Source organism: Pseudomonas fluorescens HK44, assembly GCF_000217955.3.
Lineage (GTDB): Bacteria > Pseudomonadota > Gammaproteobacteria > Pseudomonadales > Pseudomonadaceae > Aquipseudomonas > Aquipseudomonas fluorescens_AQ.
The window spans coordinates 160,479-178,147 of the sequence record NZ_AFOY02000007.1; the positions used below are offsets into that span (position 1 = coordinate 160,479).

A 17,669-nucleotide genomic window follows, 5' to 3' on the forward strand; every position below is an offset into this window, starting at 1 on the left:
TATGCTCGATCCACTTCCTGAGCGACAACAACAATGAGGTATGCCATGCGTGAAGTAGTGATCGTCGATAGCGTGCGAACAGGTCTGGCCAAATCCTTTCGTGGCAAGTTCAACCAGACGCGTCCGGACGACATGGCAGCCCATGGCGTCAACGCGTTGCTGGAGCGCAATGACATCGCCCCGGCCAGTGTCGAGGATTACATCGTTGGCGCCGGCCCAACGAAGGCGCTCAGGGTTTCAATATCGGTCGCAACGTGGCGGTGCTTTCGCATCTGGGCATCGGCACCGCAGGCATGACCCTCAACCGCTTCTGCTCCTCGGGTTTGCAGGCGATTGCCATCGCGGCCAACCAGATTGCTTCGGGTTGCAGCGAGATCATTGTTGCGGGTGGCGTCGAGTCGATCAGCCTGACCATGAAAAGCGTCAACACCGACAACCTGATCAACCCGTTGCTCAAGGAGCAAGTGCCGGGCATCTACTTCCCGATGGGCCAGACCGCAGAAATCGTCGCCCGTCGCTACAACGTCAGCCGTTCGGCATGACCGGTTCGCGTCAGGTCGGCCATCTGGTGCGAGAGCTGCAACGGCGTGACTTGCGTTACGGCATCGTGACCATGTGCGTGGGCGGCGGGATGGGCGCTACGGGGTTGTTTGAAGCGGTGCGTTAAGTCCGGAAGGTGTGTGGCGATTGTTAAACCGCCATCGCGAGCAGGCTCGCTCCCACATTGACCGAGTTCGTCCAACAGAACGCGGTCCTGTGGGCGAGCCTGCTCGCGATGAAGGCGCCGCAAAAGTTCAGCGAATACGTTCGCGGCTCAAAAACTGCATCCGCTCGACGTACGCACGAATCTCCCGCTCGGCCGCTTCATGGCTGCTGAACGGTCCTTCCTGGGTGTTCTCCCGGGTATTGAAATACAAATCGCCATTCACCCGACACAACCGCTCACTGCGAAAGTGCGTGGCGGGGGCTATGTCTTGGGCACGCATGCCGTACATGACGGTCTCCTTGAGCGGATCCGGGGGAGGGCGGGACAAAATCAGCTTATGTCTGAACGACATGGCACGCCTGGTTAACTGATCAGCGGTAAACCGTCAATTTCTCGGTGCGACCGATACAGTCTCATTTACGGCCTTTCGCCAACTGTCCCTGTGTGATGCCTCGACGGCAGCCTAGAATGGGCTCTCTCACTGTTGGCCTTTGGGGTTTCCATGCACATTTCGTCCGGTCGCTGGGTTTATGGTCTGTTCCTCGCCTTGTTGACCGCGGTCTTGTGGGGAATCCTGCCGATCAAACTCAAGCAGGTGTTGCTGGTGATGGACCCGGTCACGGTGACCTGGTTTCGGCTGATAGTGTCCGGCAGCTTTCTGTTCCTTTATCTGGCGGCGACCAAGCGTCTGCCGAGCCGACAGGCGCTCGGGCCTAAAGGTGGCTGGCTGGTGCTGATGGCGGTGCTCGGGCTGGTGGGCAATTACGTGTTGTACCTGATGGGCCTGAACCTGCTCAGCCCGGGTACTGCGCAACTGGTCGTGCAGATGGGGCCGATCCTGTTGCTGATCGCCAGCCTGTTCGTGTTCAAGGAGCGTTTCAGCGTGGGGCAGGGGATTGGCCTGCTGGTGCTGTTGTTGGGGTTCGGTTTGTTTTTCAATCAGCGGCTGAGCGAGTTGCTGACATCTTTGAGTGATTACACCGCAGGCGTGTTGCTGGTGCTGGCGGCGTCGACCGTCTGGACCTTCTATGCGCTGGGCCAGAAACAATTGCTGACGGCGTGGAATTCGTTGCAGGTGATGATGGTGATCTACCTGTTTTGCGCCCTGTTGCTGACGCCGTGGGTGCATCCGCTGGAAGCCTTGCAACTGAGCCCGCTGCAAGGCTGGTTGCTGCTTGGCTGCTGCCTGAACACGCTGATCGCTTACGGTGCTTTTGCCGAGGCGCTGGCCCATTGGGAGGCGTCGAGGGTCAGTGCGACGCTCGCCATTACACCGTTGGTGACCTTCGCGGCTGTGGCGCTGGCCGCCTGGTTATGGCCCGATTATGTACAGGCCGAACAAATCAACAGTCTCGCGTATGGCGGTGCAGTGCTGGTGGTGCTGGGGTCGGCACTGGTCGCGTTGGGGCCGTCGCTGATCGCCGGGCTCAAGGCCCGGCGGATGCGGGCTGCGGTCAGCCGGTAACCGCGTTATCGTTCATCGCGAGCAGGCTCGCTCCCACATCTATGGTTACCCCCTTTTCTGCAATACTGTTTTTGATGCGTGTTTGGCTTGCTTTCATCTATCCGGCGTCTGAGTGGGGTTGTGGCCCCGCGCCTCGATGAGAATCGATGCCCGACGATCCTAATTATTCGAACGGCCTTTCAGCCGTGTGGGAGCTCAGGGTTGTCGTCAGGCCGGTTGGCCGTTCACGTCATCAGTTATCCAGCATCGCAAAACCAGGTGGGTGGTGCTCGGGTGACAGCAGGGTCAGGCGTTCATCGCGGCTGGCCCTGCATCGAATTCGGTGTGGTGGGCCGCAATCGCCCAGGCGATCCTCGCCAGCTTGTTGGCCAGCGCGCAGACCACATGGTTGGAGTGATGGTGGGCCAATAGCTGCCGGACCCAGTCCGCCAGCCAGCCTTTCTGTCGGTCCAGTTGCATCAGGTAAACACGGGCACATTGGACAAGCAGGCGCCGCTGGTTGCGATCACCTCGCTTGCTGATGCCCAGCAGGACGGTCTTGCCGCCCGTAGAATGCTGTTTGGGTATCAGCCCGATTGAGGCCGAATAGCCTCGGCCGCATTTGAACTGCTTGCCATCGCCCAATTCGGCAGCCAGGACGCTGGAGGTGATCGGGCCTACGCAGGGCATGGTCATCAAACGAGCCGCCAGATCATCTTCGGCGGCCTGGCATTCCACTTCCTTGTCCAGCGTCTTGATCTGCCCATCCAGATAGGTGAAGTGCTCCTGCAACCTCGTCAGAAGTTTTTTGATGGGCACAGGAATTGAACTCGCTTCAAGCCGAGCGGGCAGTTCTTTGATGGGCTTGAAGCCTGTGGCCAGACTGACGCCGACCTCCAAAAGCGCTGCGTGAATCCGATTGACGGTCGCGGTGCGCTCTTTGATGAACGAATCGCGTGTCGAGTTGAGCATGGCCAGCAGCTGCTGAGCCTGGGTTTTGGGGTGTACAAAGCGCATTGTTGGACGAGTCGCCGCCTCGCAGATCGCCTCGGCATCAGCGAAGTCGTTTTTGTTGCTTTTCACGTAAGGGCGTACGAGATGCGGGGCAATGAGCTTGGGCGTATGTCCCAGCTTCGCGACCTCCTGCGCCATGAAGTGGGCTCCGCCGCAGGCTTCCATCACAACGGTGCAGGGTTCGAGATTCATCAGGTGCTGCATGAGCGCCGCACGAGTAAACTTTTTGCGGTAAAGCTCATGACCACGATCATCTTGCGCGTGTAGATGGAAAGAGTGTTTTCCCAGATCGATGGCGGCAATAGCTACTTTGTTCATGGCAACGGTCTCCGATGAGCCCCCTGCGAAAGCTTAGTGGGCGATCACAGGGGGCGGCGGGGGTAGCCATTTCATTATTGGATTTGTGGTGTATGCAAAACCACTGTGGGAGCGAGCCTGCTCGCGATGACTGACTGCCAGGCGCTAAATAACGTTCAGATTCACCCCTGCTTCCCGGCCTCCAGCATATTCTCCGGCCGCACCCAGGCATCGAATTGCTCATCCGTCAGATAACCGAGCTGTAACGCCGCCTCGCGCAGAGTCAGTCCTTCGGCATAGGCTTTTTTGGCAATCTCGGCGGATTTGTCGTAGCCGATGTGCGGGTTCAGCGCCGTCACCAGCATCAAACCGCGTTCCAGGTGAGCGGCCATCTGCTCGGCATCCGGCTCAAGGCCTGCAATGCAATGCTGCTGGAAGTTACTGCAGCCGTCACCGAGCAAGCGGATCGATTGCAGCAGGTTGTGAATGATCACCGGCTTGAACACGTTCAGTTGCAGATGGCCCTGGCTGGCGGCGAATCCAATCGCCACGTCGTTGCCCAACACCTGACAAGCGAGCATCGACAGCGCTTCGCACTGAGTCGGGTTGACCTTGCCGGGCATGATCGAACTGCCGGGCTCGTTGGCGGGCAGCTTGACCTCGGCGAAACCGGCCCTTGGCCCGGAGCCCAGCAAGCGCAAGTCGTTGGCGATTTTCATCAGGGTCACGGCGAGGGTTTTCAGCGCGCCTGACAGCGTGGTCAACGGTTCATGCCCGGCCAGCGCGGCAAACTTGTTCGGCGCGGTGATAAACGGCAAGCCGGAGAGGGCGGCCAGCTCGGCGGCAATCGCTTCGCCAAAGCCATGGGGCGAATTGAGGCCGGTCCCGACCGCGGTACCGCCCTGAGCCAGCTCGCAGACGGCTGGCAAGGCGCTGCGGATAGCATGTTCGGCGTAATCGAGCTGTGCGATAAACGCCGAAAGCTCCTGGCCGAAGGTGATCGGCGTGGCATCCATCAAGTGCGTGCGACCGGTCTTCACCAGTTTCATGTGCCGGGCGGCCTGCTCGGCAAGACCGGCGGAGAGTTCAGCGATGGCCGGCAACAGATGCTGTTGCACGGCCTGCACCGTGGCGATATGCATGGCGGTGGGGAAGCTGTCATTGGAGCTTTGCGAGCGATTGACATGATCGTTGGGGTGCACTGGAACCTTGCCGCCACGGGGGTTGCCGGCCAGTTCGTTGGCGCGACCGGCGATCACTTCGTTGACGTTCATGTTGCTTTGGGTGCCACTGCCGGTCTGCCAGACCACCAGCGGAAACTGGTCATCATGCTGGCCGTCGAGCACTTCGTCGGCGGCCTGCTCGATCAGCCGGGCAATGTCGGCCGGCAGATCGCCGTTGCGGCTATTGACCCGTGCGGCGGCTTTCTTGATCAGGGCCAGGGCATGCAGTACGGCCAGCGGCATTCGTTCGTTGCCGATGGCAAAGTTAATCAGCGAGCGCTGCGTCTGAGCGCCCCAGTAGGCTTCATCCGGGACTTCCACTTGGCCAAGACTGTCGGTTTCGATACGGCTCATCGGTCACATTCCTGTAGGTCTGATAGCGAAGTTTAGGTCGTGATTGACGCTTGGGGTTCCATCAGTCGTTTTTTCTACCGTTCGGTCCTGAAAATCAGGCCTGGCACGGGGGAGGGGTTGAGCGCGTGAGTTTTTTAGGCGCAGAATGGCCCCCCTTGGGGTTTTACCTCGCCTGCTAGAAAAGGAAACTCGATGACTCGTCTTCGTGCCATCTGTACCGCGGTTGCTCTGGTCTGTGCCAGCGGCCAGGTTTTCGCCGATACCGCCAGCCACAACGCCAGTGCAGAAGCTTTCCTGACCCTGGCGCATGCTGACAAACTGGGCACACCGGTGTACATGCAAGTGCAGCAAATGTTCGCTCAGCGCTTTGAACAAACCAAAGCGTCGGAATCGAAAAAAGCCCTGCTGGAAACCTACCAGGCCAAAGCCAACGCGGCTCTGAATGCGGCCATTGGCTGGGACAAGCTGAAGCCGGATATGGTCAAGCTCTACACCACCAACTTCAGCGAATCCGAGCTCAAGGACCTGGTCGCGTTCTACCAGTCGCCACTGGGCAAGAAAGTCCTGGAGAAAATGCCTCAGCTGACTCAGCAATCGGCCCAGATGACTCAGGCCAAACTGGAAAGCGCGGTGCCTGTGGTCAACAAGCTGCTGTCTGACATGACTGCCGAGCTGACGCCGAAAGACGCTGCCGCTCCAGCCAAGAAAAAGCCTTGAGCGGAGCCCCGCAATGACCATGCAACAACGTATTGAATCTGCACTGAACGCGTTGCAACCTGCGCATCTGGAAGTGCTGGACGAAAGTCACATGCACAGCCGTGGGTTGCAAACCCACTTCAAGGCCGTGGTGGTCAGCGAGCAATTTGCCGGGCTCAACAGCGTCAAGCGTCACCAGAAGGTCTACGCCACGCTGGGTGACCTGATGGGCGAATTCCATGCGTTGGCGCTGCATACCTATACGCCTGAGGAATGGGCAAAGACCGGCGCGGCACCTGCCTCGCCGACCTGTGCTGGCGGCAGCAAGAACTGATTCTGCTGGTTGTGAGGGCTGTTGTGGCGAGGGGGCTTGTCGGAACGCCGCACCGCCCCGTTCGAGTGCGAAGCACTCGTAAATCCATCTAGCGCGTATTGTCAGAATTAACGCGTCTGGTTTTTTAAGGGCCGCTTCGCAGCCCAGCGGGGGCAAGCCCCCTCGCCACAAAGATATCTGGCAGCCCATTAATCACTTTGTTTTTGCTAGAATCCGTAACGCGCCGCTTAGCCGGCGCGTTTTTTTTCGCATCCGGTTCACCCCTTACGCGGGTAGCCACCTGGAGAATCACCCATGACACAACAGATTGTCGTGGCGGCACTGTATAAGTTCGTCACCCTTGAAGATTACGTCGCCTTGCGCGAGCCACTGTTGCAGGCGATGGTCGACAACGGCATCAAAGGCACCTTGCTGATTGCCGAAGAAGGCATCAACGGCACGGTTTCCGGAAGCCGCGAAGGCATCGACGGGCTGATGGCCTGGCTCAAGAACGACCCGCGCATGGACGACATCGACCACAAAGAGTCGTACTGCGACGAGCAGCCGTTCTATCGCACCAAGGTCAAGCTCAAGAAAGAGATCGTCACCCTGGGTGTTGAAGGCGTTGACCCGAACAAGAAAGTCGGCACCTACGTTGATCCGCAGAACTGGAACGCGTTGATCAGCGACCCTGAAGTGCTGCTGATCGATACCCGCAACGACTACGAAGTATCGATCGGCACCTTCGAAGGCGCGATCGATCCGAAAACCACCAGTTTTCGTGAATTTCCCGACTACATCAAAGCCAACTTCGACCCGGCCAGGCACAAGAAAGTCGCGATGTTCTGCACCGGCGGCATTCGCTGTGAAAAGGCTTCGAGCTACATGCTCAGCCAGGGCTTCGATGAAGTCTTCCACCTCAAGGGCGGAATCCTCAAGTACCTCGAAGAGGTGCCGCAGGAAGAAACCAAATGGCAGGGCGACTGCTTTGTGTTCGATAACCGCGTCACTGTTCGCCACGACTTGAGCGAAGGCGACTACGATCAATGTCATGCCTGTCGTACGCCGGTGAGCGTGGAAGACCGCGCATCCGAGCACTACGTCGCCGGCATCAGCTGCCCGCATTGCTGGGATAAGCTGAGTGAGAAGACCCGTCGCAGTGCGATCGACCGGCAGAAACAGATCGAACTGGCCAAGGCCCGTAATCAGCCGCACCCGATTGGTTACAACTACAAGCAATCCAACACCGAGGCCTGAACCATGTCCGCGCGCCTGCTCTATGTAATGGATCCGATGTGCTCCTGGTGCTGGGGCTTCGCTCCGGTAGCCGAGGCCTTGGTCAAGCAGGCGCAGGCTGCGGGCGTTGAAGTGCATCTGGTGGTTGGCGGTTTGCGCACCGGCAGCGGTGCGGCACTTGAACCCACCACGCGGCGCTACATTCTCGAACACTGGCAGGCGGTCGCCGAAGCCACCGGCCAGCCGTTCAAGTTCGAAGGCGCGCTGCCTGACGGTTTTGTCTACGACACCGAACCTGCCTGCCGCGCACTGGTGACAGCGCGCAGTCTGGCGCCGGATTGCGCCTGGAAGCTGCTTAAACTCATTCAGCAGGCTTTTTATGCCGAGGGGCGTGACGTCACCCGCGCCAGCGTGTTGGTGGAGTTGGCCGAACAAGCCGGTTTGCCACGCATCGAGTTCGCAGCAGCATTCGACCGTGCCGATCAGCACGCGGCGACGGCGGCAGACTTCACCTGGGTTCAGGATCTGGGCATTGCCGGCTTTCCGACCTTGCTGGCCGAGCGCAATGGTCAATTGGCGCTGTTGACCAATGGCTACCAACCGCTCAGCGAACTGGCACCGTTGCTCGGCCGTTGGCTGGAGCGTGCTGCCTGTGTATGAGCAACCCGATGATGCACCACAACCCAAGCGGGTCGACCGGCTGAGTTGGGCGGAAATCCGTCGTCTGGCGCTTCAACATAAAAAATCCTTGTGGATCGCCAACGGCGTCGCCGTATTGGCGACCCTGTGCAGTGTGCCGATCCCTTTACTGCTGCCATTGCTGGTGGACGAAGTGCTGCTGGGCCATGGCGACGCTGCACTGAAAGTCATGAACCACGCGCTGCCCACCGGCTGGCAGCGTGCTGCCGGTTACATCGGTTTGATGTTGCTGGTGACCTTGACCCTGCGTTGCGGCGCATTGATGTTCAACGTCTTGCAGGCACGTCTGTTTGCAGGCCTGGCCAAGGACATCGTCTATCGTATCCGCGTACGGCTGATCGAGCGACTCAAGCGTATTTCCCTTGGGGAATACGAAAGCCTGGGCAGCGGCACGGTGACCACGCACCTGGTCACGGACCTGGACACTGTCGACAAATTTGTCGGCGAAACCCTTAGCCGCTTTTTGGTGGCTATGCTCACGCTGGTCGGTACGGCCGGAATTCTGGTGTGGATGCACTGGAAGCTGGCGCTGCTGATCCTGTTGTTCAACCCGCTGGTGATCTACGCCACCGTGCAGTTGGGTAAACGGGTCAAACACCTGAAGAAACTCGAGAATGACAGCACTTCCCGGTTCACCCAGGCGCTGACTGAAACCCTGGATGCGATACAGGAAATCCGCGCTGGCAATCGTCAGGGTTTTTTTCTGGGACGGCTCGGATTGCGGGCGCAGGAAGTGCGCAACTATGCCGTCAACTCACAGTGGAAAAGCGACGCGTCGAGCCGTGCCAGCGGATTGCTGTTCCAGTTCGGCATTGATATTTTCCGCGCCGCCGCCATGCTCACCGTATTGTTTTCTGACCTGTCCATCGGTCAGATGCTGGCGGTGTTCAGCTATCTCTGGTTCATGATCGGGCCGGTCGAGCAGCTGCTGAATTTGCAATACGCCTATTACGCGGCGGGTGGTGCGCTGACGCGAATCAACGAACTGTTATCGCGTGCCGATGAGCCGCAGTACCCAGGTGGCGTCGATCCGTTCAAAGGGCGCGAGACGGTGGGCATCGAGGTGCAAGGCTTGAGTTTCGGCTACGGCGGTGAGTTGGTGCTGGATCAGATGAACCTGTCCATCGCGCCCGGCGAAAAAGTCGCGATCGTGGGCGCCAGCGGTGGCGGTAAAAGCACGCTGGTGCAATTGCTGTTGGGGCTCTATACGCCGCAATCGGGCTGTATCCGTTTTGGCGGCGTCACTCAACAGGACATCGGCCTGGAAACCGTGCGCGAGAATGTCGCCGTGGTGTTGCAGCATCCGGCACTGTTCAACGACACCATACGGGCCAACCTCGCCATGGGGCGCGAGCGCAGCGACGAAGCCTGTTGGCAGGCACTGGCAATCGCCCAGCTCGACGCGACGGTCAAGGCGTTGCCGCAAGGCCTGGACAGCGTCGTTGGCCGTTCCGGTGTGCGCTTGTCCGGCGGCCAACGCCAGCGCCTGGCGATTGCGCGAATGGTGCTGGCCGAACCCAAGGTCGTAGTCCTCGATGAGGCGACGTCGGCGCTGGACGCCGCCACCGAATACAACCTGCATCAGGCGCTGGCGCGGTTTCTCAGCGGTCGCACAACACTGATCATTGCTCACCGGTTGTCGGCGGTAAAACAGGCGGACCGGGTGCTGGTGTTCGATGGTGGGCAAATTGCCGAGGATGGCGACCACCAGCAGCTGATTGCTGAGGGGGGGCTGTATGCCAAGTTGTATGGGCATTTGCAGCAGCATTAGCAACCTTGAGTTTTGCCCGGATTTCTGTGCTTATTGATCATCTACCCTTATGGGGAATCAGCCTTATGGACTTTTTGATTGTTGCCTTGCCCTTGAATCGAGTTTGATCGAAGCCTGATGTCTTCGAAAAATCGAAAAATCGAAAATTGGCCTAGTCTGTGCTGCTAGGAGCGAAATTCTCTCGGGTGTTCATCAGGCAGCGCTTGTGCAAGGGACCTCATGAAGCAAAAGCGGACTCTCGGAACGCCACGGTTGTTGGGCATCGTCTGGCCATTTATCGCCGTCGTGTTATTTCAGGCCCTGTTGGGCGGCGTCAGCCTGTACGTTTTGTCCGCGGTTCGCGGCTACGTTGCCGGAGAAAGCCTGTGGTCCAAGGGGCAGAAAGACGCTATCTATTACCTCAATCTCTACGCTGACAGTCGCGACGAGTCGATTTTCCTCAAGTACCAAAAGGCTATTTCAGTGCCCCAGGGCGGGCATGAGCTGCGGGTCGCGCTGGATCATCAACCGCCTGATCTTGAGGCCGCGAGGCGGGGTATCCTCAAGGGCGGAAACCATCCCGATGACGTTTCAAGCCTGATTTGGCTGTACCTGAACTTCCGGCATTTCAGTTATCTGGAAACCGCTATCGATCGCTGGACCGTAGGCGATGCCTACCTGGTGCAACTCGATAACGTCGCCCTTGAAATGCATCAGCGCATTGCCAACAACCAGGCGGGCGACACCGATATTCAGCGCTGGAAAGCCCGGATATTTGCCATCAACGAAGCGGTGACACCCGCCGCCAAGGCATTCAGCGACGCATTGGGCGAGGGTTCGCGGCTGATTCTGCAGTTGTTGCTGTTGACTAACCTGGCCACGGCGTTGGGGTTGATTGCCCTGGCACTCTTGCGCACCCATAAGCTACTGGCTCAGCGCCACGCGTTTGCCAATGCCTTGCAACTGGAAAAAGAGCGCGCGCAAATAACCTTGCAGTCCATTGGCGATGGCGTGATCACTACCGACGTTGAAGGCGCCATTGCTTACATGAACCCGGCAGCCGAGGAGTTGACCCACTGGAAGGCCGAGCAGGCAATCGGGCTGCCGTTGGCAGCCTTGTTCAATCTGCTGGATGAAAATGCCCAGGCGGATGGCTTCACACTGATCGAGCATATTCTCAGCGGGCAGCTCAGCGGTGGCAGTGAGCACTCCAAACTGATCCAGAGGCTGGATGGCAGCACGGTTTCAGTCACGTTGGTGGGTTCACCGATTCGCAATGCCGGTAAAGTCAGTGGCACGGTGCTGGTGCTGCATGACATGACCCAGGAACGGCAGTACATCGCCAATCTTTCCTGGCAGGCCACTCACGACGCGTTAACCGGGCTGGCCAACCGCCGCGAATTCGAATATCGCCTGGAGCAGGCGTTGCACAATCTGACGCGCCAGCCTGCCCGGCATGCCTTGATGTTCCTCGATCTGGATCAATTCAAACTGGTCAACGATACCTGCGGACATGCTGCGGGTGATGAGCTGCTGCGGCATATCTGCGCGCTGTTGCAGTCGGGGTTGCGCGAAGGTGACACCTTGGCCCGATTGGGCGGTGACGAGTTCGGCATTCTGTTGGAAAACTGCTCGCCGCAAGCCTCGGAAAAAATCGCCGAGTGCCTGCGCCAGACGGTACAAAACCTGCATTTTGTCTGGAAAGGCCGGCCATTCGTGACCACCGTCAGCATCGGTCTGGTGCACATTATTCAGGCTCCGGCCACCCTTGAGGCTTCATTGCGTGCTGCCGACATGGCCTGCTACATGGCCAAGGAGAAGGGCCGCAATCGGGTGCAGGTCTATCATGCTGACGACTCCGAGTTGTCCCTGCGCTTTGGCGAGATGGCCTGGGTCCAGCGCCTGCACATGGCGCTGGAAGAGAACCGCTTCTGCCTGTACTCACAGGAAATCGCTGCGCTGGGGCATACGGAACGGGGCGGTGGGCATATCGAAATCCTGCTGCGTCTGCACGACGAAGCCGGGCGGATGATTCTGCCGGACAGCTTCATTCCTGCTGCCGAGCGTTACGGAGTCATGACGTCCCTGGATCGTTGGGTGGTCGAGAGTGTGTTCAGGATCATTGCGCAGGGCATCGCGCAAGAGCGTAAAGGGCCGTTGGCCATGTGTGCGATCAATCTGTCAGGCACTACCATCGGGGATGAGGCTTTTCTACACTTCCTGCGTGAAAAGTTCACTGCCTACGCCATTCCGCCTGAAATGATTTGTTTTGAAATCACTGAAACCAGCGCGATTTCCAATTTGGGCAGTGCAATCAGATTTATTAACGAGCTCAAAGGGTTAGGATGCCATTTTTCGTTGGATGATTTTTGTGCCGGAATGTCCTCATTCGCTTATCTAAAACATTTACCTGTAGACTTCTTGAAGATCGACGGGAGTTTCGTAAAGGATATGCTGGACGACCCGATTAACCGTGCAATGGTCGAAGTGATCAATCACATCGGTCATGTCATGGGTAAGCGCACCATTGCCGAGTTTGTTGAAACACCCCAGATCGAGCAGGCATTGCTGGAGATCGGGGTGGATTATGCTCAAGGATATATCATTGAACGTCCGCAATTGTTTACCTGTGACAGCCTGCAATGTCGGCCCACCAGACCGCAGCCTCTGTTATTCAAGGCGCCTGGCACATTCCGTTGAAGTCTCTTGCTGATCCGTACAATCACAATCAAAAGGAGTGCGACAGTGATCGATACCTTCAACAGATCCGGCCCGCTTATGGAAGCCGCAAGTTACCCAGCCTGGGCTCAGCAGTTGATCCGGGATTGCAGCGAGAGCAAGCGTCGGGTTGTCGAACATGAATTGTATCAGCGGATGCGTGACAACAAACTCAGTGCAAGGACCATGCGTCAATACCTCATTGGTGGCTGGCCGGTCGTTGAACAGTTCGCGTTGTACATGGCGCAAAACCTGACGAAGACCCGCTTTGCCCGCCATCCCGGCGAGGACATGGCGCGTCGCTGGCTGATGCGCAACATTCGGGTTGAACTTAATCATGCCGATTATTGGGTGCACTGGAGTCGCGCACATGGCGTGAGCCCCGATGATTTGCAGGCACAGCAGGTTGCTCCTGAGCTTCATGCGTTGAGTCATTGGTGCTGGCATACCAGCTCGTCGGATTCGCTGATCGTTGCCATTGCGGCGACCAACTATGCCATTGAAGGGGCGACCGGGGAGTGGTCGGCGCTGGTGTGTTCCAGTGGTGTCTATGCGGCAGCGTTCCCTGAGGACGACCGCAAACGCGCCATGAAGTGGCTGAAAATGCATGCTCAATACGATGATGCCCATCCGTGGGAAGCCCTGGAAATCATCTGCACGCTGGCGGGCCTGAACCCCGCTAAATCCCTGCAAGCCGAACTGCGTCAGGCGATCTGCAAGAGCTACGACTACATGTACCTGTTCCTGGAACGCTGCATGCAACTGGAGCACTCGGAAAGGGTTCCGGTAGCCCGGGAGCGGATGGCGCTGGTCGAAAGCTGATCCGTTAATTCAAGACAACGCAAAACCATTGTGGGAGCGAGCCTGCTCGCGATGAACGATACCCCGGGCTTTCCTGTTAAACCGGGTTGCCTGCATCGCGAGCAGGCTCGCTCCCACATCTATGGTTACCCCCTTTTCTGCAATACTGTTTTTGATGCGTGTTTGGCTTGCTTTCATCTATCCGGCGTCTGTGTGGGGTGGCAACCCCGCGCCTCGATGAGAATCGATGCCTAACGATCCTAATTATTCGAACGGCCTTTCAGCCGTGTGGGAGCTCAGGGTTGTCGTCAGGCCGGTTAGCCGTTCACGTCATCTGTTATCCAGCATCGCAAAACCAGGTGGGTGGTGCTCGGGTGACAGCAGGGTCAGGCGTTCATCGCGGTTGGCCCTGCATCAAATTCAGTGTGGTGGGCAGCAATCGCCCAGGCGATCCTTGCCAGCTTGTTGGCCAGCGCGCAGACCACATGGTTGGAGTGATGGTGGGCCAATAGCTGCCGGACCCAGTCCGCCAGCCAGCCTTTCTGTCGGTCCAGTTGCATCAGGTAAACACGGGCACATTGGACAAGCAGGCGCCGCTGGTTGCGATCACCTCGCTTGCTGATGCCCAGCAGGACGGTCTTGCCGCCCGTAGAATGCTGTTTGGGTATCAGCCCGATTGAGGCCGAATAGCCTCGGCCGCATTTGAACTGCTTGCCATCGCCCAATTCGGCAGCCAGGACGCTGGAGGTGATCGGGCCTACGCAGGGCATGGTCATCAAACGAGCCGCCAGATCATCTTCGGCGGCCTGGCATTCCACTTCCTTGTCCAGCGTCTTGATCTGCCCATCCAGATAGGTGAAGTGCTCCTGCAACCTCGTCAGAAGTTTTTTGATGGGCACAGGAATTGAACTCGCTTCAAGCCGAGCGGGCAGTTCTTTGATGGGCTTGAAGCCTGTGGCCAGACTGACGCCGACCTCCAAAAGCGCTGCGTGAATCCGATTGACGGTCGCGGTGCGCTCTTTGATGAACGAATCGCGTGTCGAGTTGAGCATGGCCAGCAGCTGCTGAGCCTGGGTTTTGGGGTGTACAAAGCGCATTGTTGGACGAGTCGCCGCCTCGCAGATCGCCTCGGCATCAGCGAAGTCGTTTTTGTTGCTTTTCACGTAAGGGCGTACGAGATGCGGGGCAATGAGCTTGGGCGTATGTCCCAGCTTCGCGACCTCCTGCGCCATGAAGTGGGCTCCGCCGCAGGCTTCCATCACAACGGTGCAGGGTTCGAGATTCATCAGGTGCTGCATGAGCGCCGCACGAGTAAACTTTTTGCGGTAAAGCTCATGACCACGATCATCTTGCGCGTGTAGATGGAAAGAGTGTTTTCCCAGATCGATGGCGGCAATAGCTACTTTGTTCATGGCAACGGTCTCCGATGAGCCCCCTGCGAAAGCTTAGTGGGCGATCACAGGGGGCGGCGGGGGTAGCCATTTCATTATTTGGTTTGTGTTGTAGCTGAAGCCTCAACCCGCCATCGCCAACCGGTTACGCCCCTCGCGCTTGGCCACATACAGTGCACTGTCGGCGCGTCGCAACAAGCTCTCTGCGGACTCGCCCGGCAGTAGCGTCGAGCATCCGAGGCTGACCGTTAAACCGATCAGCGTCCCATCCGCCGAATACTCCCCGGCTTGCGCGGCATAGCGCAGGCGTTCGCCTACCATCGCTGCGGCTTCGCGGCCGGTGTTGGACAGCAGAATCAGAAACTCTTCTCCGCCAAAGCGAAAGACCATGTCTACGTTGCGCAACTGGTCTTTGATCGAGGTTGCGACAGCCTTCAGCACGTCATCGCCGGCACTGTGACCGTAGTTGTCATTGATCTGTTTGAAGTGATCGATATCGAGCATCAATAATGACAGCGGCTGCATGTGTCGCCGGGCCATGTCGATCTCCCGTTGCAGCGTCTGATCCATGGCAATGCGGTTGCCGGTGCCTGTCAGCGGATCACGCAGTGCACTTTGAGTGGCTGCTCGATAGAGCAGGGCGTTACGCATCGGGAAGAGCAAGGTGGATAGCAGGGATTCGAGGTTGCCCTGATCCTTTTCGCTGAAGCGCTGATTTCGACGAAACACCAGATCGCCCAGGTGTGTGCCTTCGTGGCTCAGGCTATAGCTCACCGAGTGATGCCCGCGCTGACCGAACTCCAGGCGCAGATCGCTGGTCTTGTGCTGATAGTTCAAGGCGTCCAGTGGCACAAGGCGCTGAATTTCGCGGAAAAACAGTCCCAGAATGCGTTGCGGCTCAAGGCTGGTTTGCAGTTGCAGGCCCAGTTGCTGGCGCAATTGACCGAGGCCGGCAGGACGCTCCAGCAGGGGCGGCAATTGGCCAAAGCCCAGTCGCTGCATTTTGGCGCTATCGAAGTCAATTGCGTTGGTCTGGGTTGGAGATTTCATATGGCGTGAGCCCCTAAGCAGGAATGCTGTCTTGCAGGCTGGGTGAGAGCGGCTTTGGGCTGCGCGTCATACTGGTCCATCAGTCTCGTAGGACATGTGGCTAGATTTTAGTCCGCTTTGTCGAGCAAAAGTAAGCTCGACACGGCGCTGCCCGATCGCTAACACGCTGCGTGTTCCAACAGGGATTAGAGCGAAAGTCATGCCATTCGGTTCAGATGAATAAAACTCGTTTTAAATCAGCTTGTTGGCCTGTGTGGTGGCTACTGGCAGCTGATTTTTCGGCATTTTATTGACTTCACCAGGCGCTTGACGGGGGGGTGAGGCGCGTGCCGCGACAGGATGCCGTCGCGGCAGGGGGGCGGTGGCAAGGGGCTTACTGAGCGTTGAACGCCTGACCGTTGATGCCAGTGCTGTCCGGCCCCATCAGGTACAGGTAAACCGGCATGATTGCTTCAGGCGCCGGGTTGTTGGCCGGGTTCTCGCCCGGGTACGCTTGAGCACGCATGCTGGTGCGGGTAGCGCCTGGGTTGATGCTGTTGGAGCGAACCGGTGCGACGGTGTCGACTTCGTCGGCCAGGGTTTGCATCAGGCCTTCGGTGGCGAACTTCGACACGCCATAAGCGCCCCAGTACGCACGACCTTTGCGGCCTACGCTGCTGGAGGTGAAGATCACCGAGGCGTCCTGAGACAGCTTGAGCAGTGGCAGCAGAGTGCTGGTCAGCATGAACATGGCATTGACGTTGATGTGCATCACGCGCATGAAGTTTTCGCCGGAGAGTTGCTCCAGTGGCGTGCGCGGGCCAATGATCGAAGCGTTGTGCAGCAAGCCATCAAGGTGACCGAATTCGGTTTCGATCATGGCCGCCAGTTCGTCGTACTGATGCGGCAGGGCGGTTTCCAGGTTGAACGGAATCACTACAGGCTGTGGATAACCGGCGGCTTCGATTTCGTCGTAAACCTGAGTCAGATTGGCCTCGGTCTTGCCCAGCAGCAGTACGGTCGCGCCGTGAGCGGCATAGGTTTTTGCCGCGGCAGCACCGATACCACGACCGGCGCCAGTGACCAGGATGACCCGATCTTTGAGCAGTTCAGGGCGGGCGGAATAATCAAACATAAAAAACCTCTACAAAACGGAAGACAGACTGTGGCGAGGAGGCTTGTCGGAACGCCGCACCGCCCCGTTCGGCTGCGAAGCGGTCGTAAATCAGCCAGTTCGGTGAAGCTGACAAACCGAGCTTGGGGTCGCTTCGCAACCCAGCGGGGGCAAGCCCCCTCGCCACAAATGCCTCCGGCAGCCAGTTAGATCAGCAGCTACACAACGCGCTATCAAGCACCTTGAGCAACTCCGAAGGATGGTCCACCACCACGTCGGCCCCCCAGTTTCGTGGATTGTCATCAGGGTGAATGTAGCCAAAGGTTACCGCGGCGGTCCGGGTGCCGGCATCGCGGCCCGACTCGATATCGCGCAGGTCATCGCCTACGAACAGCACGCTGGACGGGTCAAGGTCGAGCATTTTGCAGGCGAGGATCAACGGCTCCGGGTCCGGCTTGCTGTTGGTCACGTGGTCTGGGCAAATCAGCAGCGCCGAGCGTTCGGCCAGTCCCAGTTGTTGCATGATCGGCTCAGCAAAGCGCAGCGGTTTGTTGGTCACCACGCCCCAGATCAGATTGGATTTCTCAATGTCGGCCAACAGTTCGGCCATGCCATCGAAGAGTTTGCTGTGAACCGCGCAACCCTTGAGATAGCGCTCCAGGAATTCCAGTCGCAACGCCTCGAAACCTGGTGATTCCGGGTCCATCGAGAAGGTTATCGCGACCATGGCTTTCGCCCCGCCGGAAATCTCGTCACGGATGTGTTTATCCGGAATCGGCGCCAACCCGCGGTCTGCCAACATGCTTTGGCAGATGGCAATGAAGTCCGGCGCGGTGTCGAGCAGGGTGCCGTCCATGTCAAAAAGAACTGCTCTGATTGCCATC

16 protein-coding genes and 1 pseudogene are annotated in these 17,669 nt (G+C 58.3%); 10 read left to right on the forward strand and 7 right to left on the reverse strand.

Annotated features, from left to right (window positions below):
* Nucleotides 1-45: 45 nt before the first annotated feature.
* Together HK44_RS06380 and HK44_RS30405 are read left to right on the forward strand one after the other, a co-directional pair.
* Nucleotides 46-539, forward strand: a pseudogene (locus HK44_RS06380) (beta-ketoacyl synthase N-terminal-like domain-containing protein); the annotation flags it as partial.
* Nucleotides 539-667 carry a hypothetical protein gene (locus HK44_RS30405; RefSeq protein ID WP_431357303.1) on the forward strand — a complete coding sequence of 43 codons (129 nt, stop codon included), beginning with the start codon at nt 539-541 and terminating at the stop codon, nt 665-667. The pseudogene HK44_RS06380 and the gene HK44_RS30405, both read left to right, overlap by 1 nt.
* Nucleotides 668-794: 127 nt before the next feature.
* On the opposite strand, the gene HK44_RS06385 is transcribed toward HK44_RS30405, so the two are convergent.
* Entirely contained in the window at nt 795-995 is a 201-nt protein-coding gene (locus HK44_RS06385; RefSeq protein ID WP_019693003.1) for a DUF6316 family protein, read from the reverse strand.
* Nucleotides 996-1,208: 213 nt separating this feature from the next.
* On the opposite strand from HK44_RS06385, the gene HK44_RS06390 reads away from it, so the two are divergent.
* Nucleotides 1,209-2,171 (forward strand): DMT family transporter, encoded by a 963-nt coding sequence (locus HK44_RS06390; protein ID WP_019693002.1) that lies wholly within the window; start codon nt 1,209-1,211, stop codon nt 2,169-2,171.
* A gap of 285 nt (nt 2,172-2,456) precedes the next feature.
* On the opposite strand, the gene HK44_RS06395 is transcribed toward HK44_RS06390, so the two are convergent.
* Together HK44_RS06395 and HK44_RS06400 are read right to left on the reverse strand one after the other, a co-directional pair.
* The gene (locus tag HK44_RS06395; RefSeq protein WP_024264780.1) at nt 2,457-3,482 is read right to left on the reverse strand and encodes an IS110 family transposase; all 1,026 of its coding nucleotides are present in this window, start codon (nt 3,480-3,482) and stop codon (nt 2,457-2,459) included.
* 161 nt (nt 3,483-3,643) lie between these two features.
* On the reverse strand, nt 3,644-5,038 hold the full coding sequence (locus HK44_RS06400; protein WP_019693001.1) for a class II fumarate hydratase: 1,395 nt from the start codon (nt 5,036-5,038) through the stop codon (nt 3,644-3,646).
* A 192-nt stretch (nt 5,039-5,230) separates the two neighbouring features.
* Here HK44_RS06400 and HK44_RS06405 point away from each other — a divergent pair, with 192 nt between their 5' ends.
* From HK44_RS06405 to HK44_RS06435, 7 genes are all read left to right on the forward strand, one after another.
* Nucleotides 5,231-5,755 carry a DUF2059 domain-containing protein gene (locus HK44_RS06405; RefSeq protein ID WP_019693000.1) on the forward strand — a complete coding sequence of 175 codons (525 nt, stop codon included), beginning with the start codon at nt 5,231-5,233 and terminating at the stop codon, nt 5,753-5,755.
* A gap of 13 nt (nt 5,756-5,768) precedes the next feature.
* On the forward strand, nt 5,769-6,068 hold the full coding sequence (locus tag HK44_RS06410) for a BolA family protein (RefSeq protein ID WP_019692999.1): 300 nt from the start codon (nt 5,769-5,771) through the stop codon (nt 6,066-6,068).
* A gap of 294 nt (nt 6,069-6,362) precedes the next feature.
* Nucleotides 6,363-7,304 carry a rhodanese-related sulfurtransferase gene (locus tag HK44_RS06415; protein WP_019692998.1) on the forward strand — a complete coding sequence of 314 codons (942 nt, stop codon included), beginning with the start codon at nt 6,363-6,365 and terminating at the stop codon, nt 7,302-7,304.
* A 36-nt stretch (nt 7,305-7,340) separates the two neighbouring features.
* Entirely contained in the window at nt 7,341-7,943 is a 603-nt protein-coding gene (locus tag HK44_RS06420; protein WP_187682486.1) for a DsbA family protein, read from the forward strand.
* Nucleotides 7,936-9,753, forward strand: a complete 1,818-nt coding sequence (locus HK44_RS06425) for an ABC transporter ATP-binding protein (RefSeq protein WP_019692996.1) — start codon at nt 7,936-7,938, stop codon at nt 9,751-9,753. Before HK44_RS06420 ends, HK44_RS06425 begins: the two co-directional genes overlap by 8 nt.
* A gap of 219 nt (nt 9,754-9,972) precedes the next feature.
* On the forward strand, nt 9,973-12,432 hold the full coding sequence (locus HK44_RS06430) for an EAL domain-containing protein (RefSeq protein ID WP_019692995.1): 2,460 nt from the start codon (nt 9,973-9,975) through the stop codon (nt 12,430-12,432).
* Between the two features lie 78 nt (nt 12,433-12,510).
* Nucleotides 12,511-13,272 (forward strand): TenA family transcriptional regulator, encoded by a 762-nt coding sequence (locus tag HK44_RS06435; RefSeq protein ID WP_431357305.1) that lies wholly within the window; start codon nt 12,511-12,513, stop codon nt 13,270-13,272.
* Nucleotides 13,273-13,637: 365 nt separating this feature from the next.
* Here HK44_RS06435 and HK44_RS06440 read toward each other — a convergent pair whose 3' ends face one another.
* From HK44_RS06440 to mupP, 4 genes are all read right to left on the reverse strand, one after another.
* Entirely contained in the window at nt 13,638-14,663 is a 1,026-nt protein-coding gene (locus HK44_RS06440) for an IS110 family transposase (protein WP_024264761.1), read from the reverse strand.
* A gap of 102 nt (nt 14,664-14,765) precedes the next feature.
* Nucleotides 14,766-15,692 (reverse strand): GGDEF domain-containing protein, encoded by a 927-nt coding sequence (locus HK44_RS06445; RefSeq protein ID WP_019692993.1) that lies wholly within the window; start codon nt 15,690-15,692, stop codon nt 14,766-14,768.
* A 373-nt stretch (nt 15,693-16,065) separates the two neighbouring features.
* Nucleotides 16,066-16,806: a YciK family oxidoreductase gene (locus tag HK44_RS06450; RefSeq protein ID WP_019692992.1), complete on the reverse strand. Its 741-nt coding sequence runs from the start codon at nt 16,804-16,806 to the stop codon at nt 16,066-16,068.
* Between the two features lie 190 nt (nt 16,807-16,996).
* The gene (gene mupP, locus HK44_RS06455; RefSeq protein WP_019692991.1) at nt 16,997-17,668 is read right to left on the reverse strand and encodes an N-acetylmuramic acid 6-phosphate phosphatase MupP; all 672 of its coding nucleotides are present in this window, start codon (nt 17,666-17,668) and stop codon (nt 16,997-16,999) included.
* Nucleotide 17,669: the final 1 nt, after the last annotated feature.